This window comes from Salinimicrobium flavum (assembly GCF_042684505.1).
Lineage (GTDB): Bacteria > Bacteroidota > Bacteroidia > Flavobacteriales > Flavobacteriaceae > Salinimicrobium > Salinimicrobium flavum.
Genome location: NZ_JBHULT010000009.1, coordinates 124161 through 146387, shown reverse-complemented (window position 1 = coordinate 146387; position 22227 = coordinate 124161). Strand labels below are relative to the sequence as shown.

Here is a 22227-nt window from a genome sequence, read left to right as displayed (position 1 = left end):
AGCATAAGAAATATTTTAAGAAGCTATGCCTGCTATTTTTAAATCATAAAAAATAGTCCTTCTATTTGGTTTTGATCAACACCACAAAGTCAGAGATGATTTTGATCTTTTCGGTCAGGGTTTTGGTTCTGATATTTAAATCATTCGGTAGTTGGAGGGAAGCAGGTAGAACGTCGATCAAATTCTTTAAATAGCTTGATTTGATCGCATAAGAGACATTATCGGCCAGGTCTGGCCTTATGATCGCTGAATTTATCCCGATCAATCTTCCGTCAAAGTCGAATAAAGGCCCCCCACTGTTTCCGGGCTGGATGGGAGTAGTCATTTGGTAAGTGGAAATGTCTCCCTGGAAACCTGTTTTAGAGCTTATTTTACCATCAGTGAATTTAATTTCAGTACCCATTACAGACAGCGCCATGGGGTAACCAAGAGCAAAAACATTCGTACCGATATCAGATAACTCTGTTTCAAAAAAATAGGGCAGATCATTAAAAGGGGTAAATGAATCATCCTTGATCTTAAGTATGGCCAGGTCATTTTGTTTGTCGCTTTGAATTACCCGGGCCTGGTGCTGTATCTTCTGACCATTCCTGATGAACTCTATTTCTATTTCTGAAGCTCCGTCAATTACATGATAGTTAGTGGCTAAATAACCATCCCTGCTAATAAAGAAGCCTGTGCCGTTTCCCTTCCAACCTGTTCCGGTCGAAACGGATCTATTAGAAACCGGATCGCTGGAAACATCCTGTTTAACGATCAGGTTTTCAAACAGGACATCTTTACTCCCTGAAATCAGGAATCCAATATTATTGCCCCGAAAGGAGTAGAAATCCCCCGAAAACACAACGCTTCCGTTTATGGAGTAATAAACCTTATCACCTACTTTCAATATCTTTAAAAGATTCCGCTGGTAATCTTTATTTATCTTGTCGGACTCGGTCCAGTCAGCAAACTCCAGATTAATACCTTCGGTTTTGCCTCCTATAATGTAATAACCTGTAGCAGTAATGGTGAAATAGTAATAATTATCCCAATTCCTGAACCCCCAGATAAGCCCCTGACCGGTATTAGTTTCTCCCGACTTTAAATCAACAATGGTTTCAATTGAAAAGTCTTCAGAAAGAGAAAGAGGAACATTTACCGTTTGCTGAAAAGTAGGTCCTGAACTCTTCATTTTTAATCCTGTCGTGGGGATTATATTGCTTTTAAATTCTTTTTCATCAGAGATGAGATTCCAGCCATTGTCATTTTCAGCAGAATAAAACGATTCGTAAAAGACCTTCTGACAATCTTCAAATTCATCACATTCGGTAAAGAATTTTCCGTTCATTTCCCCGTTCGAAAAGGAGAAAATGCGATAAACTTTACCAGATTCGTAATACAAAATATAATCTCCGTGATATTCCCCATTTTTATATGCGGCCTCCATTTGTAAGTTTCCGTTCTCAAACCAGGTCTTATGGCTTAACATATTCCCTTTCCGGTCATAAAGGCTCTCAAACTGTTTTTTGCCATTTTTTAAGAAGCCACGGCTGTTCCCGATAAATATAGATTCTGAATCGTCATCTCTGTCGATCAACAGTGCCCCGTCAATTATACTTTGTAGTTCGCCGGTTATAAAATAATCCCTCACTTCCCCAACCGGTTTATTCTGCTGGTCAAAATTTACGATCCTGTAAAATTCAGCTTTTGAAGCAGAAGTGCCCTTCCACTCATTATCGTAATAATATTTCTTTTGAGTTTGTCCTATTGCTGTTCCTGCTAATAGAAAAAGGGAGAAAAGAAGTAATAATTTATTTTTCATGCCGGTAGGATATTTCAGGTGTAAATTCAGGGTTGAGGAACTCCTTAAATATTTTAGTAAAGCTACTGAAAAATACTAATTTCTTCTTAAAAGAAATTTTCTTCATATAATTCTTCAGAACTGAAGAAAAGCACTTTAAAAATTGGAAAAGAAATTTGTGAATATCTATTTACCAGTTCTTTTTCAGGGTGTTTTATAAATGATATTTTTGGCACCCTAAAAAAAATGATATGAGCGTAATTTGGTATGAATGTAAGGTGAAATACAGAAAAACACACGAAACAGGAGAACAGAAAGTGACTACAGACACCTATTTGCTTGATGCGGTTTCCTATACTGAGGCGGAGGCAAGGCTCACCGAAGAGATGAAGGCTTACACCAACGAAGATTTCAGGATCATGAACATTAAGGTTGCCAACTTTGCTGAGGTGCATCCTTTTGAAAATTCCGATCGTTGGTTCAAATCAAAGGTATCCCTTATTGCTCTTGATGAGGAGAGCGGGAAGGAAAGAAAAACGAACATGTATATCCTGGTACAGGCGAATGATGTAAAAGAGGCTTTTGAGAACACTACCACTGCAATGGCAAACACCATGGGAGATTACACGATCCCTTCCATTACCGAATCCCCTATCCTTGATGTCTTTCCATATTTTACAGGGGAAGAAGATCAATTAGAGAAATTTAATCAACTTAATAATTCTGAAAATGCAGAAGAGGAATTCGCTGAACAGACGGAATCCAATTAAATTCTAACTATCGGGGAACGTCCCGCTCGTAGATAGGACCGGCAGTAAAAACAAACACCTCTTGAGAAATTGAGAGGTGTTTGTTTTTGTTCTTCAGAAGGATAAATAGAAAAATTAGTGATATAGTTCTAATACCTTTACTTTATTTCTGGTTGAATATATTTTTTCTTCATCATGCAGTTTTTGCAAGATCCTGGTAACCACAACTCGTGAGGAGTTTAAATCTATTGCAATTTCCTGATGGGTAATTCCCAGATCAATATTTTTTGAAATTTTTACTTTATCAGATAAATATTTCCATATGCGATTTCTCAGGTTGAGAAACGCTAAGGAATCTATTGATTCAACCATTTCGAGCAGTCTGAAATGGTAACTGTCAATTATAAAATTACGCCAGGTTTTATATTTAACAAGCCATTGATCGATTATATCAACAGGAATAAAAATGGCCTCCACGTCAGATTCTGCAATACCTCTAAAAATACTTTTGGTTTTATTTATACAGTTTGCAAAAGAAATAGCGCAGGTATCACCAGGTTCCAAATAATATAAAGATAATTCAAAACCATTTTTATCTTGTCTTATAATTTTCACTACCCCGTCTATGATTAATGGGATATGGGTTAGCTGATCACCAATATCAATTAAGAGATGTCCATTATCAAGTTTTTTAAGAAACCCGACTTCAATAATTTCCTGAATTAATTCCTCTTCAAACAATTCAGAGTATTGATGATGAAGTTTCCTTTTTAAAATAAAATTACTATTCACTTCCTTTTATTGTTGTTCCACAAAGTTAATAAATTAACCCCTCTGAAAAATACAGAAGGGTCAATTCGATTAACAAAAAACAGAATTAAAATCTAACCTGAACCTGTGTTAATAATGCATCATTATTAACATTTACCACGGTCTCGATATTAGCTAAGTAATTAACCTGGAAACGCACTTTATCATTAACGAAATAATTAAACCCAAGAGTCATTCTCTCAGAATATCCTAAGTTATCCTTAATGTTAATATCCGCATCAAAATATTCATATTTAAATACAGGTTGGAATTTTTCACTTACATCATAACTGGCCAGGATATAGGCACCATCCCTTTCCTTTCCCAAGGCTATAGGTGTTGCACCACAACCACCTCCTGCACCGGCAAAATACGCTCCTTCATCATAAATATATTCACCCTGAACTGCGAACCTGTTCAACTCTAAAAGAAATTCTGCCCCGTAAGTAGTTCTGTCATCTTCATTATTGTTTGGAATGGGATAACCATATCTAAAACTGGCACCAACAGTAAGATTTCTAATAATTTTATAGGTAGCGCGGCCCGTAATATCCTTTTTGACATTATCATCTTTAACGCCTAAACCGCGTCCATTCATAAGTGCAACAGAATAATTCAACCTATTGTATTTATTTCCGCCAAAAACAGCCACCCCAAAATCACGTTGTGGTGATATTAACTGGTCAGCTACAACCGATCTTTCTATTGTTTTTAGCTGATTACAGGGCGTTGAAACATCTAAACTGAAAGGTTGTTTAAAGGATCCCAAAGATATTCTCGCCCAATTATCGGCATTATACGTAATAAAGGCATCCATTAAATAGGCATCCCCTGTACTTCCAATAAAAGGACTGGTCTCCAGCATAAAATAATAAGAGAAATCATCCAACACCTCACCTCTAACACCAACGCGGGCTCTTTTGAACCTAAAAGTGTTATCCTGATCTCCATCAGTGAAAAAATAATCATATTGAGGCTGTAAGTATCCGAATATGTCAATAGTTGGCCCACTTAAGGAATCTTTTGATGACGATCCCGGTTCCTCTGCTTCACATCCCTGAGAGAACATTGAATTCCAATGGAGTAACAATGTTAAAACGAGCAATATATTTACTTTGCTTTTCATTTTATTCAATGTATTTCTTAGTTACTAACAACTGGTAGATTTTTTGGATGGGAGTCTCCCTGCCATTGATTGGATTTAAATGCAGGGTTTGAATTGTATAAACCATTCATACCAAATTTCAGGCTGGCTGCATTGTACCCTAAAACTCTGAGAGTTGCTGTTAATACAGCTGAAGTTTGACCTGTATAACAATAAGTAACTATAGTATTAGCCAGAGGATCCAGTGATTTATAACTATCGTCTGCCAACGTAAGAGGTTGAATTCTATAAGCTGAACTTATGTGGCCAAATCCGGAATAATCTGCTTCACTGAAATAGTTATTGATAAAATATCCGCCGGGATTATTCAATACATCACCTGGATTAACCCCCTGAAATCCTTCTGCAACAACTTTTTCAACACGTTCCTTAAGAATAGCTTCCCCATTCGTAAGGGTCGTTGAAATTTTGGGATCACCATAAGTTACGTTTGCCGGAGCACTACCGTAGGTCCAGTTAGGACTGTTCTTGGCGATATCATTTATATTGGAATTCCACGGTCCGGCATGTCCGGCATTCCAACCGGACATCCCCCACTTAAGAGCTCTTGTATTAGGATATCCATAAAGACGCAGCAAAGCTGTAGCATAACATGCGGTTTGTCCTGTATAACAAACTATTAGAATTGGTTTTGTAGTTGTAGCAGCTGTAGTCAAAATATCTTTAAAAGCAACATTTTGTGCTCCATTGATATGTGCTGTTAAAAAGTCGGCGCTACTCCTTATATCCATAATGTAATAGGTGTTCAGGAATGCTGCGAGATCGGCTTCAGCAGGTGCACCTACTACAAAAGACTGTCCATCTTTATTGGTTAAAACATTATTGATGTCCAAACCGTTTTGAACCATGTAATCTGTCATTAATTCAAAAGCCGGGGTAGTTACTACATTAGAATCTTCGAGTTCATCACCTCTGTCGCAAGAAGTGAGAGAAAGAGCGGGTAGTAAAAGGAATGCGATAAAATATAGGTGAAATTTTTTCATGACATAAAATATATTTAGTGTACTGCTTTGTGTTATTCAATTACAGGGAACAGGTTTATTTGTTTAGAACTGAAAGCATCTCTTCCATTCTTTTTCAAAAGATCATTCATAAATGAGTTTTCTCCATAGGCAATATTTCCGGTGTCAAAACCAAGTACATTTAAATAAGCTATAAGGTATGCGGCTTCCTGTCCGGTGGTTGTATACAGAGCGACTTTTTTGTCTTTTGGAAGTGTCAAAAGGTCGGTGTCTGATAGTAAAGAGGAACCTTCGTTATAAAGAATTGCTCCGGGAATATGGCCAAGATTGTAATCATCTGTTTTACCATAATTCACTATGAAATAATCTCCTGGCTTCTCAAATATATCTTCAGAATTTAAAATGAAATTATTATAGGGAACAGCAAATAATTTTTGCAGCCTGTCATCAAGAATTTCTTTACCTTCAGATTTTCCTGTATTTATTTGAGGGGGGGTACCTGAGGCAGGTTTAGTATTTAAGGTAGTTTCTAACTTATCTTCAAAGGAACTTTTGGTGTTCTTTAACCAGGCATCTGCAAAGTCTTCTCTCCAGGAGCTCATTCCCCATTTCATACTGTACACATTATCATATCCGGCTATTCTCAATAAACCGGAGTAGTATGCAGCAGACTGGCCGGAGTAACAAATTAGTATGATCTTCTCAAAGTCAGCGGGAACGATCTCAGACTTAAAGTAATTGAGCAAGTCTTCTGCCGGAACATTCACAGCATTTTTAATATGCCCGTATTCAAACCAGCTGTCTGATCGAATATCGATAATATGGTAGGTATCATTCTTTAGATTCTTCTTGACTTCTTCTGCAGCAATTATTGGAAAATCACCTTTGATAAAATCTACCTTCCCTTCTAAAAATTCTACCAAGGTGGTGAACTCATCGGGAGGATTTGATCTTAGTTCAAGGTGATCAACATATACATTCCCAAAAGTCGCCATTGATACAAAAAAGAGTATCCAAAATAAATTCAGCTTTTTCATGATGAATAAGTTTAAATTGTTTAATTAACACATCAAATTACGAGCTCGGGTCAATTTATTTAGATGACTTTTGTCATGATCATTTAATACATAATCAGTTAATTGTGTAACAATTGTTACAGATGGAAGTCAGGTTTTTTCGTAAATGCAGGATTTTTTCAGAAAATTGACCAGTGCTAACAATTAGTAGAGAAGTAGGAAAGGAAGAATTCATCGATCTGTAAAATGGATTTTTTCCATTCGTTTGGATATTTTCCTACTCTTAAGGATTTTTTCCTACTTTTACCCCTTTGGAAATATTATGAAAGACCAGCTATTTGCAATCATTGATGTAGAAACCACCGGAGGAGGGATCAACGGAAATCGTTTAACCGAGATCTGTATCGTACTCCTGTGTGGTTCTAATGTTTTAGATAAATTCACCAGCCTTATCAATCCCGAAAAGGAAATTCCGCGACATATTACTGCGTTAACCGGTATTGATAATTCGATGGTTGCCGATGCACCTAAATTTTTTGAGGTGGCGAAAAAGGTAGAAGAGTTCACCCGCGATGCGATCTTTGTGGCTCACAATGTCAATTTTGATTACAATGTGCTGCGGAATGAATTCAGGGAGCTGGGATTTGAATATAACCGAAGGAAACTTTGTACCGTCCGCCTTTCGCGAAAACTCATTCCGGGTTTGTTCTCCTATAGCCTGGGCAGGTTGTGCGACTCTATAAATATCCCGATTTCCAATCGCCACAGGGCCGAAGGGGATACTGATGCAACAGTGATCCTTTTTCAACGTCTGCTTTCGTTAGATGAGGATTACAAGGTGATCAATTCTTTCCTGCATGCCCGTTCCAGGCAGGCGACCTTACCGCCGCATATAGAAGCCGAACAAATTCACAGCCTTCCGGAGAGTCCGGGGATCTATTTATTCAAAGACAGGCAACATAAAGTCATCTATGCAGGGAAAGCTATAGATATCAAGAAACGGGTGGTTTCCCATTTTTATGACCGCATGAGTAAGGAATATCAGCTGGGGCAGGAAACTTACCATATAGATCATGAAACCACCGGGAGTGAACTGGTTGCCCTTCTTCTGGAAGCCGAATGCATCAGGAAATATTATCCCCGGTTCAACAGGGCACAGAAACGGCCGGGCCCGGTGTATCAAATTGTGAGTTATACCAATCAAAGGGGTATCCTGCAGCTGGCACTGGAAAGGACCAATAAGCTCAGAGAATCAATAGGTACCTTTTACAACCGGGCCCTGGCACAGGAAAAGCTGGAGTTCCTTTGTCGGGAATTCAATCTTTGTCCCAAATATTGCAGTCTGCAGAGCCATGTGGAGGAGTGTTCCCATTATGAGATCGTTAGCTGTGAAGGGGTATGCTCCGGATCGGAAGAGGTGGAGACCTATAACACAAAGGTAGCAAAAGCCATTGCTTCGCTTACTAAGGAATCATCAACCTATGTGATCAGGGAGAAAGGCAGGCACTTTGAGGAAGAAGCTTTTATCCTGGTAAAGGATGGCAAGTATCAGGGCTTCGGATTCATAGATACTGAAGTTCAGGTAAGTCGGCCTGAAGATTACGAGCCTTTTTTAAAGCGGCAGACAGCCACCTACCACACCCACAAGATCCTGAGTAACTACATGAGAAAACAGGGAGCACCTAAAGTGATCTTTTTCGAAAATTCATTGGACACTGAAATATCCCGGCCGGTAGCCAGAGCTCAAAGGAACGCCATGGTCATGGCTGCACATGGTACGCTGTCGCTTTTTTAGGGGAAAGTGGACAGTGGAAAGAGGATAAGAAAATTTGAAGATATCCTCAATTAAACACCTTCCCTACTTAACAAATCCCGAATTAACGAATTAACGATTCCCGAATCAAGGTTTCGCGATTTCATTAAGAGATCCCTCCTGCGTCGGGATGACACATCAAGACAATGCCCTCCACCCGAATTCCGAATTAACGATTCCCGAATTAACGAATGAACGAATCCCAACCTATTCATGACAGATATCATTCCTGATCTTCTTTTGGATTCCGATCTTTAGAATGCCGGTTATGCCGTGAGATCTTACTGCCGAAAGTTTACAACCGACTTACTCTTTTTTTTCCCGAGACTTTTCCCCTTACCCTTTAGAGGGCTGGGAAAAAAGAGCCATAGAACCGATTATTAAGGGCATATTCCCACATAATTCTTAAATAATTTACGTTCATGCAAGTCAAGAAAAACCCAGGGGCAGACCACAGTAGGTGGAGCATGATCTTTTTCCAGGTCGGTTTGATAGTTATGCTCGGTATCACCTATTTCACTTTAGAGTGGAAGTCTTACGCCGGTAATGAGGAGGAGAGCTTTGATCTGGAGATGGAGGAATTTGTTCAGGAAGACATTCCTGTAACCCGGTTATCCACCCCGCCACCACCGCCACCACCACCACCGCCACCGGCACCGGAGATCATAGAGGTAATAGAAGATTTGGAAGAGGTGGAAGAAACCACGATTCAGTCTACCGAAAGCAGTCAGGATCAAAAAATGGAGGAGATCGTAGAGGTTGCCGACATCTCCTATAAAAAGGAGGAGGAAGAAATAGAAGACATTCCCTTTATGGTGGTAGAGCAAACCCCAATTTTTCCCGGGTGTGAAAGATTTAGAAATAAGGACGAACAGAAAAAATGTATGAGCGAAAAAATTGACGCCCTGGTAAGGCGCGAATTTAATACTCATATTAGTGAAGAAATGGGATTGACAGGGATGAACAGGATCTATGTGGTTTTCAGGATCAATGAAAAAGGGGATGTGGTAGATATAAGGTCCCGGGGGCCAAACAAGAGACTGGAGGAAGAGGCTGCACGGGTAGTGAGGCTCCTGCCAAAGATGATCCCCGGCAGACAAAGAGATAAACCTGTATCTGTACAATATTCTTTACCCATAATGTTTGAGGTTAGGGAAAGCATTTAGAGGAAAATGGACTGTAGAGAGTGGATAGCAGGATTTGAAAATTTGAAGATTTGGAAATTTGAGGATAAACCGTTTGAGAAAGAGATCCCTCCTGCGTGGGGATGACAAACGAAACCATTCCAAATTCCAGATTCCAAATCCCAAACTTCCATATCTTGAATTCAAATTGATTATTCTGATAATTGTCATTTTAATCCAAGTAGTTATGGCTTAAGTTTATCCTGTAGACCAACTGGCTTTCCAAAAGCCGGCAGGTTCTTAAATATTGCGCTCCCCATCTAAATTGTGATTTAAATTTAAAACACATAACAAATGGAAAGGGTAAAAGACAAAGTAGTGATCGTCACCGGCGGGGCCTTGGGTATTGGTAGGGAAACCTGCATTTTATTGGCTAAAGAAGGTGCCAAAGTTGCCGTAACAGATATTCTGGACCGGGAAGGAGAGAATTTGATTGAGGAAATCAAGAAAGCTGGCGGGAATGCGAAATACTGGCACCTCAACGTAGCTAACGAAGGAGAGGTTGAGAAGGTGTATGCTGAAGTGGTCAGGGAATTCAAAAAACTGGATGCTACCGTAAATAACGCAGGAATAGCAGGTGTAAACAAACCTACTCATGAACTTACGGAAGCCGAATGGGACCAGGTGATGAATATTAATGTCAAGGGCGTTTTCTTCTGTACCAAGCACGCCATTCCTCATATGCAAAAAGCGGGAGGGGGAAGTATAGTAAACCTCTCTTCCATCTATGGGATCATCGGTGCCGGCGATATTCCTCACTATCATGCTTCAAAAGGCGCCGTAAGACTTATGACCAAGAATGACGCCCTGATCTATGCCCGGGATAAAATAAGAGTGAATTCTATCCACCCCGGATTCATCTGGACTCCTCTGGTAGAAGAATTTGGTAAAGATGTACCCAATTTCAGGGAAAAGGTCGACAACCTTCATCCCTTAGGGCATGTAGGCGAACCTCTTGATATTGCCTATGGGATCGTCTACCTGGTGTCTGATGAGTCCAAATTCGTAACCGGCAGTGAGCTGGTCATCGATGGGGGATATACCGCCAAATAAGGTTCAGTAAACAATGAACAATAAACAATGAAAATTTGAAGATTTCCCAAATTTAGGATGCCCGAATCCCGAGTTATCGAATCACGATTTAGCGATTCCCGATTAACGATTCCCGCCACATTTAATGAGCGGGAATTTTGCCTGAGCCACATCCAAGATATCTCTTTTAAAAGGAGGAGGAAGAAATCGAAGAAATTCCATTTATGGTGGTGGAGCAAACTCCATTGTTTCCCGGCTGAGACTTAAAAACCAGGAAGAATTAGGTTTGACCGGGATGAACAGGATCTACGTGGTTTTTAAGATCAATCCAAAAGGTGATGTAGTAGAAATAATGGCCAGAGGTCCTTACAAGAGACTGGAGGAAGAGGCAATACGGGTGGTTAGCCTTTTACCAAAGATGATTCCCGGCAGACAACGGGATAAACCAGTAGCCGTAAAATACTCTTTGCCAATAATGTACGAGGTACGGGAACACATCTATAATTTCAATTATCCTTTCTCACCTCCAGAGAATTTTCCCGGTATCTATTCCTGTGATACATCAAAAAAAACCGGAAACCTTTAATTACTTGAAGATGAATTTATTATATTGTATGTAGTTTAAAAAGAAGTACTACTTCTTCCAGGTAAATCTTTCTTTAGAGTACTCTGCGTTCTCCCACTTTTTTACAGAGCTAAAGTAGCTGATTTTTCTATCCTCCCATTAGTCAAAGTATTGGATCAAATGTTTAAAGAAATCTGACCCGGGTTTCATCGTATCCCGGTAAGATTGGGTAATTTAATTAAAGAACAATTTATGGAAACTTCTAACCAGCCAACAAAGAGTACTATTGCTATTTATTTATTCTTCAGCCTGAGTTTGTTGCTTGCTCAACCATTGATAAGCCAGAATAAAAATCCTGAAAAAGAGGAAGCAAATACTGCAAACAGATATACAGGACCCATCATTGACATGCACCTTCATTCCTATTCCAATGATTTTTGGGGCCCTGCACCAAATCCCGCAACAGGAAATCTTTCCGGTACCACATCCAGAGAGCAAATGGAACAGAGTTTCCAGGTTATGCAGGATTATAACATTGTCTTAGGTGCTGTTTCCGGGATTGATAAAACCAGCGGGAATATTTGGTACGGCTATGACCAAACCAGAACCCTGCGGGGCATTGAGCTCAGGGAACCTTCAGAATTTATGCCAGCCGATAGTCTTCGAATGATGATACAGAATGGAGAATTGGATATGCTGGGAGAAGTTGGGGCCCAATATTTTGGATACTCCCCTTCAGATCCTGCCTATTATCCTTTTTACCGGGTTGCTGAGGAGGAAGGTGTACCCGTTGGAATTCATACCGGGGCCAGCTTTCCCGGTACGCCTTACCGTTGCTGCCCTAAGTTTAGACTCAAATTAGGGGATCCCCTGCTACTGGAAGATATGCTTGTGGAATTCCCGAAGCTGAAAGTTTTCATGATGCACGCAGGCGGAGCGGGTCCCTATTCACAATATGCTTTGATGATGATGAATATGTATCCGCAGCTTTATACAGATATAAGTATCATTGACTGGATGCCGGGAATGGAACCGGTGTTGGAATCTTTTCTGCGACAGGCAAAACAAATGGGAATGCTTGATCGGGTACTCTTCGGGACAGATCAAATGGTATGGCCAGAAGCTATTGGAATAGCAGTGGAGCGAATTAATTCCCTTGATTTTTTAACGATGGAAGAAAAGACGGATATTTTTTATAACAACGCTGCGGAATTTCTTGGACTCGAGGAGGATGTTATCAAACAACATCACCAGATGGTGAAGAATTAAGGTGAAAAAAGCAAATTTTAAATGGGTTAAGACCATAAACATTCCGGTAAAAATATGTTTTGTTGAGGACGACATAATCGGGTGGAGGTGATGAAGAGAGAGGACTCGGTGAGGGATTTGGGGAAAGGCAACCGGATAGTTAAACTCCCGGAGAAGATTAAGAAACCTTGATATAATTTATTCCCCCCAACATTCAGGTTTGTCCCCTTACTCCCAGGTGTAATGTTCCCGTTACAACAATAAGGTTTTAAAATTTTCAGGTTCTAAATTATATAGAAGTGACCACGGGTATCCTGTTAATTCTATCTAAATCTGTAGTGGGTATTCTTACAAAGTTCTATCTTATCATACATGCCAACTTTAGCTATATGAAATTTGCCCACTTTATTAAGAATCATAATGAAGATATCACTAATGAATGGGTGAAGTTTGCCCGGGGGAATATTGAGGGTATCAATAGGCTGGATCTGGAGGAGGTTCGGGATCATATCAAACAAATGCTCGACAGGATTGTGGAAAGCATGGAGACATCTGAAACCGATGACCAGCAGGAAGAAAAATCTAAAGGGAATAAGATCATGCGCGCCGGAGAAAGCAAAGCTGCAAACCAGCATGGGGAACAACGGGCAGATTTAGGTTTCAATATTATGGAATTAAGCTCAGAATTCAGAGCGCTGCGGGCAAGTGTATTGCGACTGTGGGAAGAGCATAATAAATCCCAAAAAACTAAGGCCGATTTTCAGGAGATGATCCGCTTTAATGAGGCCATTGATGAGTCGTGGATGATCTCCCTGAAGCGTTTTGATAATAAGGTGGAAGAGAGTAAAAACTGGTTTATGGGTATCCTGGGACATGATCTGCGGAATCCTCTGGCTGCTATTTCGGGAGTGCAGTCAATCCTTAAGATGTCAAAGAATTTATCAGAAAAGGAGAGATCCCTCATCGGGCGTTCAGATTCCAGTGTGAAACGGATGAAAGAGCTGATAGATAATCTTTTGGAACTTACCAAGTTGAGGTTGGGCAGCGGAATGACCATCAATAAATCTACGATTGATCTTTCCAAACAAACTGAGAAGATTGTGCAGGAGTTACAATTAAGTTATCCGGAAGCCGAATTGATCATTGAATCTCCCGGGCCCGTTCAGGGGGAGTGGGATGTACTACGGCTGGACCAGTTAATGACCAATTTAATTACTAATGCCCTGCGCTATGGAAAACCGGGAGGTCCCGTTACCATAAATATATCTGCAAAAGGCAAGAAGGCCATCTTTAAAGTTCACAACGAAGGTTCCCCAATAAAAGAGAGTATTAAGCATATGGTTGCTACAGGAAAGTTCACGAAAACTAATGGAGATCCTACCCAAAAAGATAGTTATGGCCTCGGTTTATATATAGTAAAGGAAATAGTTGATGGCCATAAAGGCAAAATTGAAGTGGAAAGCAGTGAAGAAGCGGGCACGACTTTTATAATTATTCTTCCAAGACATTGAAAAGTGATCAATCCTCCAATTCAAAATTCCAGGCACCAAATTCCCGAATCCCGATTCCCGAATCAACCTATTAACCAATTAACCTAAACGATTCCCGATTCCCGAATCCCGAATCCCGAATCCCGAATCCCGAATCCCGATTCCCGAATCCCGATTCCCATTAACCAATTAACCAATCCCCAATTAACCTAAACGATTCAACGATTCAACGATTCCCGACTACCGATTCCCGAATTAACGATTCAACGATTTCCGATTCCCGATTCCCGAATCAACCCATTAACCAATTAACCAATCCCCAATTAACCTAAACGATTCAACGATTCCCAATTCCCGAATCCCGAATTAACTATTCAACGATTCCCGACTCCCGATTCCCGAATCAACCCATTAACCAATTAACCAATCCCCAATTAACCTAAACGATTCATCGATTCCCGAATCCCCAATTAACATCAGACAAGGTGAATCACCTCGTTTTGGATCTGAAGGCCAGCTTTTTTGATGTAAACCGCTTCGACCAATGCATTCACCCGTCCGGTTCATAAACACTCCCATTGGTTACTACAATCGGCTCCCCCACTTCTTTTCACTGCAAAACAGGGAAGTACTGTATTAATTTTATTCCTGTAAAAGAATTTGTACCCATTGGTACAGGTTGTAAAAGGGAATATTAACTATTAAAAATGTGCGCTATGAAAACTTTATTTATTTATCTGGTACTTGTAATATGGGCAGGCGTAAGTCAGGCTCAGGAAATTACAGAGTTAAAAGAAGCTAAGGTAGGTTTTGCCCCCCTTTCTTCGGAAGTTATCCGTGACGGAAACCAATTTTCTTTCATCGTAAAGGAATCCTACGCGGGTGATTTTGAGGCAAATCCATTAGCTTTTATGGAAGCCAACTTTGACATTCACAATTTCATTACTGTTCTAAAAGGTGAAAAATTTGATAGTTTCCAGGTCACCTTCAGCAGTAAAAAAGGCCATCTACTGGCAGATTTCGACAAGCATGGAAACCTGGGAACAACTTCTGAAAGGTTTAAGAACATCTTTCTTCCTGCAAGTCTGCGGGAGCAACTCTACAAAGATCATAAAGGATGGGAAATGGTTAAGAACGTCAGGGTGACCAGGGGAGAGAACGGAAAGGTGGATAAAGAATTCTATCGTATCACACTCCGCAATGGAGATGAAAGGAAAACTTTGAAGATCGACGGCATTACTGCTGAAAGAAGTGAAGTGGCGAGCAATTGATCTCTCCGGGATGAACAGAAAGAAAAAGACCGACAGGAAATTTTATCCTGTTGGTCTTTGCTGGTGAAGGAAAAAATAATCCCTCTAAAAAACCTGAATTAATCTTAAATTGTAAAGGATTAATTCTTAGAGCTATGAAAGCACTGGTGATCGACGATGAAGAACTCGCCCGCAGAAGGTTAGTGAATCTGCTGGAAGAGGTGCCGGAAATTGAGGTTTTGGGGGAATGTTCAAATGGCAGAACCGCTATTAAGGAGATAAACGAAGGTAAACCCGACCTTATTTTTCTCGATATCAATATGAAAGATATGAATGGGTTCGAAGTTCTTCAAAAAATAGAAGTGACCCCAAAGCCCATCGTGATATTTGTGACCGCCTACGATAATTACGCCAGCCGGGCTTTTGAAGTTGATGCCTTTGATTTCCTTTTAAAACCCTTCAAAGATCAGCGGTTCTTTAAGACCATAAAAAAAGTTCTTCAGATCTCCAAAAAGGAGGCCGATGTAAATTTTGAAAAAAGGATAAAAGAATTGTTTCGCATCTATTCCCAGGAATCAAAAGTGGCCCCTCCACCCGTAAGGATCCCGGTTAAGCAGGGGAACAAAACAGCTTTGATCAATCCCGCAGACATTCTTTATATACTGGCTTCAGGGTATTATGCAGAGATCTATACGGACAATAAAAAACATGTGCTCAGGGAATCCCTGGGAAATTTGATAAGCATCCTGGACAGTGAACTTTTCTTCAGGATACATCGTTCGGCGATCGTAAATGTGAATTATGTAAAGGAACTGGTGCATTCAGAATATTCTGAAGTTGATGTAAGAATGACCGATGATAAATTACTGCACATCAGTAAATCAAATAAGAAAGAGTTCCTGGAAAAATTAGGTATCTGAAAATGGGAATTTCAGCAATTAAAAAGTATATAGATCTTAAGTTGATCATGCTGCTGGCAGGATTCTATGTCTTGTTCGATATTGTTTTTATAGCAAGGTATGCTTACATGCGGGCCAATTATCCCAATGAGGTCTTTGAGCCCTGGTTCGATTTCCTGGTGTACAACATACTTATCGATTTTTTGGTGGTGGTGACCTATATGTCCCTAATCGCCATAAGTACCAAGAGATTCCTGCACAAGAACTATTCATGGGTAAAGATCATCATCATCCACACTATCTTTTCCATTTTAATTGGTTTGATCATAAGGTTGATTTTTGACCTGGTGGGTATTGCCACGGGACAAATTCCATTTTCTGAATACCAGGTGGCAGAAAGTCTGAGTAGATTCATGTACGTAATCCATCTCAACTTCCTTATTTATTTTGCCATGGTGTTCATTATATACACTTACTATTATGTGAAACAGGTCAAAGAAGCGGAGAAACAACGGGGGATGCTGGAAACCCAGTTGGTGAACACCAGGATGAAGATGCTGTCTTCCCAGTTACAACCCCATTTTCTCTTCAACACCCTAAACAGTATTGCTGTTCTGGCAGATCTCGACAAGGAAAAAGCGAAAGACACCATTGCAGATCTGAGTGATTTTTTACGTGAGATCTTATATAGCAGGAATGATAATGAAATTACACTGGAAAAGGAATTACGCACGCTGGAGTACTACCTTAATATCCTGAATGTGCGGTTCTCTGATCATCTCACCATAAAGAAGGATATTGACCAAAACCTGTTGAATAAAAAAATCCCGGCCCTGCTTTTACAACCCCTGATCGAAAACTCCATCAAACATGGTTATTCTTATGATCATACAGATCTTCATATTCAAATTTCTGTGAAGGAGAGGGATAATTATCTGATCATAAGGGTGGCGAACAACGGCAAAGCCCTGGCTTCAAAGCATGAGGAATTACTTCAAAACGGGGTGGGTCTTGCCAATATCAATGACCGTCTTCGTAACCTTTACCATGATGATTATTTCTTTGAGATAAGTAACATCTCTGAGAATGGTGCGGGAGTGCAAACAATTATTAAGATCCCTCTGCATGATTAACTGAAAATAAATTTTCTATATTGAACAATGCCAATAAATCTGCCATAAATGAGCTTTAAGCTTAATCGTTAACCCGGAAAATGCAATTTGAAAGGAAAAGTAAGAGTACTCCACAATGTCAATCACTTTCAACTGAAAAAAGATAAAACAGAATGTTCATGAATCATAAGTCTCATATTAAAAATCCCTGTACCCTCTTATTTCTTTGCCTGGTGTTTCTTTTTCAGTCCTGTTCTGAAAAGGATAATGAAAAATGCGACGGAGCCTGTACAGAGGAGTACCGTACCATTATAGTAAAAATCGTAGACAGTGAAGATCAACCCGTAGCTTTGGATAGTTTTAAAGTTGTCAATTTAAAAAACGGGAGGGATCTTACGATCCAGGTAGAGGAGGAGGTACTTCAAAGCATTCGGGAAAGAGGATCTTATCCGCTCTTCAGTGATAAATATGTTCAGGAATATATTCAGCAGCAACTTGATATTAACTTTACAGGCTTAATAGAGGGCGAGGAAGTTGTTAGTGAAGATTATAAAGTTGGTGCAGATTGCTGTCATGTGTATCATATTTCCGGTGACCTGGAGCTTACCCTGGAATAGTTGAAAAAGAAAAGAGAGGAGAAGGAACTGAGCTTCCCAACAATCTTTCTTAATTAATGGGTGTGGGTTTGCAGTCTTCCCATCATATGTAATCTTTCATAAATAAAATCCCCTGCCTAAACAGGGGAGTGGTTCTCCGGAATTCTATAGGGGGGAAAATTCAGAGATCAGTAATTATTGCTCTTAGGAAAGCAGGACCACGATTAAGGTGAATAAAATCACATAGATCCAACGGTCCTGCGGTTTTAATGAATCTTTTAGGTTTACCATGAATCTGGAAATTCAAGATCACCACCGTTTCAAGGTGTTTGCAAGCAAATAATCATACTATATATCTTCTGATCTTAATTGCAGCAGTGCTTTTTCGAAACCTTCTTTTCTTGCTTCTTCACCTTTAGAGGTAATCATAATTTTATCGTCAATTATATCAATAAAGCCAAATATCAGCAGCTTGTTTAAATTGTCTGTAAGGTCGCTTTCAGCAAGAATTTCGACGGCATCTCCTTTTGCAATAAATTCCAGTATTCTTTCTGTTGACCTCACGTAGTTGTAATAACATGGTTTTCAGGCAACAATATAGGATATCAGGTAAAGTGAGAATATGATCTTAATCATGTTTATGTCTAATAAACCATTCCAGGGTTTTATTAGAAGTAGTTTAGCTACATAAAAAGCCGGAGAAATATCCTGAATAGAAAATCAATGGAACAGGGCAGAAGGGTTAGATAGAGCTGAAAAATTTCCTCCCGAAATCTGGTGATGTAAATCAATCTCAATCAAATAGATTAACCCGGGAGGATCGTGTTTTTCTCCCGGGTGGAACCCATACCGCATTCTTTTTATATGTGGCTGGTAAGGAGGCGCAAATATTTTTTCAATTAATAGTATACCAAATGAAACAAGCCGGGCAGAAACAATAGAAATCTCCTCATGAACCTGCCTTAGCAATTTTCCTCCATATCTTCCCTTAGTTGCTCCAAAGACGCAATTTCTGTTTCACATCGAAACAAGTGATCCTGGTCTTCGGGATTCTTTTTTATCTCTTCAAGTAGATTTTCAATTCGGTCGTAAATTTGAGTTAATGTCATATATGCAGGGGTTTTTTGATTGTTTTCAACAGAATGTAATTTAGAAGTAAGTCTCTTTATAACGACAATGAACGAATATAATTTTATTTTTCAAACCGGTTTCCTGCCTCAGTAGGAGAAAAAAGAAGCAGGTGAATCTATACAACGTAGCCTATAAATATTCGGGTGTAATCCTATAACTTTACAAATGAGGAATTACTAAGAACCAGGAAGGTTCATAACACTATATACCATGGATGAAAAACAGGACAAAAGAATTGAAAAATTAGGGAAATATGATTCTCGTGGGGTACAAACCCTTTTCAGAACGCTTTCGAGAAATCATTATAATCTTTTAAAAATGGTGGATAATAAAGCCAGAATTGTTCTAACTGTGAATTCAATCATAACCTCTTTACTCATCGGGATTCAGGTTTTAAATGTGGAAGGTGTAGAGGTGAAGGAGAACTATGGGATAAGGATCCTGGTAATATCTGGTTTGTTATCAATGGTTATGGCTTTATTGAGTATGTTACCACATAGATATCTTGGAAAATCATTTCGGGAAAGTAATTATGAAGGAACCTTATATGCCGCGAATTTTTATAAACACTCCCTTGAAGATTTTAGAAAGGAGTTTGAACGCATAATGGCAGATGGACAGAGCCTTTATAATGAAATGATCAATGACCTTTATTTTCTCGGAAAAATTATAGTTACAAAGCAAAGACTTCTTATGTTCTCTGTGATGATATTTTTAACCGGGTTGACGGCAGCCATAATTTATTTTTTATGGAATGAAATTGCTTAAAACTAATTCATGTCGTTTTAACTAATTACACTCTCTGAAATTTTTGTTTGAAGAATAGTAAATTTTTTTACTGTTCTAAAAAAAGCCTTAAAATATGTGATTTGGCTCATATTCCATAGTCAGGATTTTGGATAAATTTGCCGCATGAAAAATGTAATTATTTTAATTGCATTGGTAATGCTATCTAAGCCATTATGGCCTGTAGTAGAATACGCGATCAATTACGATTACATAGTGGACAAGCTTTGTGAAAACAAGGATAAACCCGAAATGCAGTGTAACGGGAAATGTTATTTGACCGAACAATTAGCGAAAGAGGCTGCCGGCGAAGAACAAAACCCTTTCAGAAATAACTCTCAAAAAACTGAAATTCCGCAATTTATTATTTCTGAAGATCTTCCGGACTTCCAATTAGCCTGTACCGTTGAATTTAGTTCTGACAGGGACTTATTCTTCAAACCGAATTTATATAACTCCCTTTTCACCTCCAAAATACTACATCCTCCGCAGTCGTGATAATTATTAAGCGGTAGACCGTGGAATTTTTTTTGAATTTTCCCGGCACCCTATTTTTTTAATTATCAAAAGCAACAGCAAAATGAAACTATCTGTAAGAGTATTTCCTGTACGGGGAGTACTTCGAGGAAGGCTTTGGTATGTATTTCTATTATGGCTAATAAGCTTTGGAATATATGCCCAGGAGTCCCCTGTCGATAGCCTGAAAATGATCAACCTTGATGAAGTGGTGGTTATTTCGGCCGACAATAAACTGAATTATCAAAAACAGCGAAAACCTTTGTCTTCAATAGATGAGTTTTTGGAATCTGCACGAAGTATCAATATGGTCAAACGTGGTGCTTATGCCTGGGAGCCTCTTTTGAATGATATGGAATCTCAACGATTGGCTATTACCATTGACGGGATGCAGATTTTTGGCGCCTGCACAGATAAGATGGATCCTGTCACTTCTTATGTGGACGTATCAAACCTCTCTGAAGTGCAGATTCAATCTGGTCAGCAGGGAGCGGTTTTCGGGAACACAATTGGAGGGGGTATCAACCTCCGGGTAGACAAAAGCGATTTTAGGCCTACCGGCTGGAATGCTGCGGTAGAAAGTGCTTATGAAAGCAATAACCAGATGCGGGTATTTGGTGGCGAACTCAATTATTCAGATGAAAAATTTTATTTGAACACTGATGGAATTTACCGTATTGCTGAAAATTACGAGGCAGGCGGAAGCAAAGAAGTGGAATTCTCCGGATTTGAGAAATTTAACTTCTCCCTCAATTCAGGTTTTAAACTCTCTGAAAATCAATCCCTTTCAGCAACATTCATTTACGACGAAGCGAATAATGTAGGCTATCCTGCACTGACGATGGATGTATCACTGGCCAGGGCGTTTATTGGTTCTTTGAGTTTCAAACAGGATACTTTGCCCCGGAATTTCAGCAATTGGGAGACCAAGGTTTATTATAATAACATCAAACATGTAATGGATGACACCAAACGTCCAGATGTACCCATACATATGGATATGCCCGGTTGGAGTGATACTTACGGATTCTATTCCCAGGCTGAACTTACCGGGGGTAAAAATCATTTCTTTTTTAAACTGGATGGGTTTTTTAATCAATCTGTGGCAGAGATGACCATGTACCCCCGTAATAGTGATGAACCGCCAATGTTTATGTATACCTGGCCTGATGTTCACACACTAAATGTGGGGTTTTATGCTGAAGACCGGTTGACCATTAAAAAGGATTGGTTGCAACTTTCCTCAAGATTAAGTTATCATTTTAATACTGTAGCTGATGATTTCGGACTTAAGAGTTTAAAGATCTTTTATCCGGAGATGGAACGGGAGAATACCCGTTTTCTGAAAAGTTTTTCAGCCAGGTACCATAAAAATCTGGATGACATTTCCATAACAGGTCTACTCTCATATGGCGAGCGCGCGCCTTCGGTTTCCGAAGGCTATGGGTTCTATTTGTTCAACAGTTTTGATAACCATGATTACATTGGTAATCCCCATCTCGACACTGAAAGTTCAGTGGAATCCAGCCTTTCATTCAGCTATAGAAAACCGGCGTATGAAATAACTGCTGCAGCCACCTATTTTCATGTTTCAGATTATATAATCGGAAAATTGGACCCGTCATTAGAAACGATGACCATTGGTGCAGACGGAGTTAAAATGTACACCAATCTGGAATATGCAAGATTATTTAATACGTCTGTTTCAGGTCGTTACGTAGTTACCAGGGATTTAAGTTTAACCGGGCGGTTATCATTTCACCGTGGAGTGGATAATGAAGGGGATGACCTTCCACTCATTAGCCCGATTTCTTATCAAACGGCACTTGAATTCCACAAAAATCAATATTCAGCATTCCTTTCTGTTGAAGGTGCTGGAGAACAGACTAATTATAACCCTGCTTATGGGGAGACGAAAACAGCATCTTATGCCATAATATCGGCAGGTCTGGGCAAGGATTTTTTTGTCAACACCAATGAACTCCTTATAAAAGCCGGGGTTGAAAACATTTTCGATTCTTATTATTCCTCCTATACAGACTGGAACAACATTCCGCGAATGGGCAGGAACATTTATTTAACAATCTCTTATTCAATAAATTGAATTTAACACACAGAAA

At 39.5% G+C, this 22227-nt stretch carries 21 protein-coding genes; 14 read left to right on the top strand and 7 right to left on the bottom strand.

The genetic code is table 11. The features are described 5' to 3' along the window. Positions 1–61: 61 nt before the first annotated feature. Positions 62–1804 (bottom strand): trypsin-like peptidase domain-containing protein, encoded by a 1743-nt coding sequence (locus tag ACFSTG_RS10450; protein ID WP_380752195.1) that lies wholly within the window; start codon positions 1802–1804, stop codon positions 62–64. Between the two features lie 230 nt (positions 1805–2034). Between ACFSTG_RS10450 and ACFSTG_RS10445 the strand changes: the two genes are divergently transcribed. Further along, entirely contained in the window at positions 2035–2553 is a 519-nt protein-coding gene (locus ACFSTG_RS10445) for a DUF4494 domain-containing protein (protein WP_380752192.1), read from the top strand. 114 nt (positions 2554–2667) lie between these two features. Here ACFSTG_RS10445 and ACFSTG_RS10440 read toward each other — a convergent pair whose 3' ends face one another. The 4 genes from ACFSTG_RS10440 to ACFSTG_RS10425 form a co-directional block, all read right to left on the bottom strand. Beyond that, positions 2668–3273, bottom strand: a complete 606-nt coding sequence (locus ACFSTG_RS10440; RefSeq protein ID WP_380752189.1) for a Crp/Fnr family transcriptional regulator — start codon at positions 3271–3273, stop codon at positions 2668–2670. A 136-nt stretch (positions 3274–3409) separates the two neighbouring features. Then, entirely contained in the window at positions 3410–4468 is a 1059-nt protein-coding gene (locus ACFSTG_RS10435) for a porin (protein ID WP_380752186.1), read from the bottom strand. A gap of 17 nt (positions 4469–4485) precedes the next feature. Continuing rightward, a complete protein-coding gene (locus ACFSTG_RS10430) occupies positions 4486–5490 on the bottom strand; it encodes a rhodanese-like domain-containing protein (RefSeq protein ID WP_380752183.1) in 1005 nt (334 codons plus the stop codon). 32 nt (positions 5491–5522) lie between these two features. After that, a complete protein-coding gene (locus ACFSTG_RS10425) occupies positions 5523–6506 on the bottom strand; it encodes a rhodanese-like domain-containing protein (RefSeq protein ID WP_380752180.1) in 984 nt (327 codons plus the stop codon). Between the two features lie 301 nt (positions 6507–6807). Here ACFSTG_RS10425 and ACFSTG_RS10420 point away from each other — a divergent pair, with 301 nt between their 5' ends. From ACFSTG_RS10420 to ACFSTG_RS10375, 10 genes are all read left to right on the top strand, one after another. Then, positions 6808–8280, top strand: coding sequence for an exonuclease domain-containing protein (locus tag ACFSTG_RS10420; protein ID WP_380752177.1), 1473 nt, complete (start codon positions 6808–6810; stop codon positions 8278–8280). A 440-nt stretch (positions 8281–8720) separates the two neighbouring features. Then, positions 8721–9464: an energy transducer TonB gene (locus ACFSTG_RS10415; protein WP_380752174.1), complete on the top strand. Its 744-nt coding sequence runs from the start codon at positions 8721–8723 to the stop codon at positions 9462–9464. Between the two features lie 312 nt (positions 9465–9776). Beyond that, positions 9777–10535 (top strand): SDR family NAD(P)-dependent oxidoreductase, encoded by a 759-nt coding sequence (locus ACFSTG_RS10410; RefSeq protein WP_380752171.1) that lies wholly within the window; start codon positions 9777–9779, stop codon positions 10533–10535. Between the two features lie 274 nt (positions 10536–10809). Then, complete coding sequence (locus ACFSTG_RS10405) at positions 10810–11100, top strand: energy transducer TonB (protein ID WP_380752168.1); 291 nt, start codon at positions 10810–10812, stop codon at positions 11098–11100. Between the two features lie 231 nt (positions 11101–11331). Further along, positions 11332–12348, top strand: coding sequence for an amidohydrolase family protein (locus ACFSTG_RS10400; protein ID WP_380752165.1), 1017 nt, complete (start codon positions 11332–11334; stop codon positions 12346–12348). Positions 12349–12626: 278 nt separating this feature from the next. Next, on the top strand, positions 12627–13838 hold the full coding sequence (locus ACFSTG_RS10395) for an ATP-binding protein (protein WP_380752163.1): 1212 nt from the start codon (positions 12627–12629) through the stop codon (positions 13836–13838). Between the two features lie 695 nt (positions 13839–14533). Further along, positions 14534–15088 (top strand): hypothetical protein, encoded by a 555-nt coding sequence (locus ACFSTG_RS10390; protein ID WP_380752161.1) that lies wholly within the window; start codon positions 14534–14536, stop codon positions 15086–15088. Positions 15089–15222: 134 nt separating this feature from the next. Continuing rightward, positions 15223–15987, top strand: a complete 765-nt coding sequence (locus ACFSTG_RS10385) for a LytR/AlgR family response regulator transcription factor (protein WP_380752159.1) — start codon at positions 15223–15225, stop codon at positions 15985–15987. Positions 15988–15989: 2 nt separating this feature from the next. Further along, positions 15990–17099 carry a sensor histidine kinase gene (locus tag ACFSTG_RS10380; RefSeq protein WP_380752156.1) on the top strand — a complete coding sequence of 370 codons (1110 nt, stop codon included), beginning with the start codon at positions 15990–15992 and terminating at the stop codon, positions 17097–17099. A gap of 158 nt (positions 17100–17257) precedes the next feature. Then, positions 17258–17695, top strand: a complete 438-nt coding sequence (locus ACFSTG_RS10375; RefSeq protein WP_380752154.1) for a hypothetical protein — start codon at positions 17258–17260, stop codon at positions 17693–17695. Positions 17696–18022: 327 nt separating this feature from the next. On the opposite strand, the gene ACFSTG_RS10370 is transcribed toward ACFSTG_RS10375, so the two are convergent. Beyond that, on the bottom strand, positions 18023–18238 hold the full coding sequence (locus ACFSTG_RS10370; RefSeq protein WP_380752152.1) for a hypothetical protein: 216 nt from the start codon (positions 18236–18238) through the stop codon (positions 18023–18025). A gap of 398 nt (positions 18239–18636) precedes the next feature. Continuing rightward, positions 18637–18783 carry a hypothetical protein gene (locus tag ACFSTG_RS10365; protein ID WP_380752149.1) on the bottom strand — a complete coding sequence of 49 codons (147 nt, stop codon included), beginning with the start codon at positions 18781–18783 and terminating at the stop codon, positions 18637–18639. Between the two features lie 232 nt (positions 18784–19015). Between ACFSTG_RS10365 and ACFSTG_RS10360 the strand changes: the two genes are divergently transcribed. The 3 genes from ACFSTG_RS10360 (at position 19016) to ACFSTG_RS10350 (ending at position 22211) form a co-directional block, all read left to right on the top strand. Further along, the gene (locus ACFSTG_RS10360) at positions 19016–19573 is read left to right on the top strand and encodes a Pycsar system effector family protein (protein WP_380752147.1); all 558 of its coding nucleotides are present in this window, start codon (positions 19016–19018) and stop codon (positions 19571–19573) included. A 144-nt stretch (positions 19574–19717) separates the two neighbouring features. Continuing rightward, positions 19718–20089, top strand: a complete 372-nt coding sequence (locus ACFSTG_RS10355; RefSeq protein WP_380752144.1) for a hypothetical protein — start codon at positions 19718–19720, stop codon at positions 20087–20089. 82 nt (positions 20090–20171) lie between these two features. After that, on the top strand, positions 20172–22211 hold the full coding sequence (locus tag ACFSTG_RS10350) for a TonB-dependent receptor plug domain-containing protein (protein WP_380752142.1): 2040 nt from the start codon (positions 20172–20174) through the stop codon (positions 22209–22211). Positions 22212–22227: the final 16 nt, after the last annotated feature.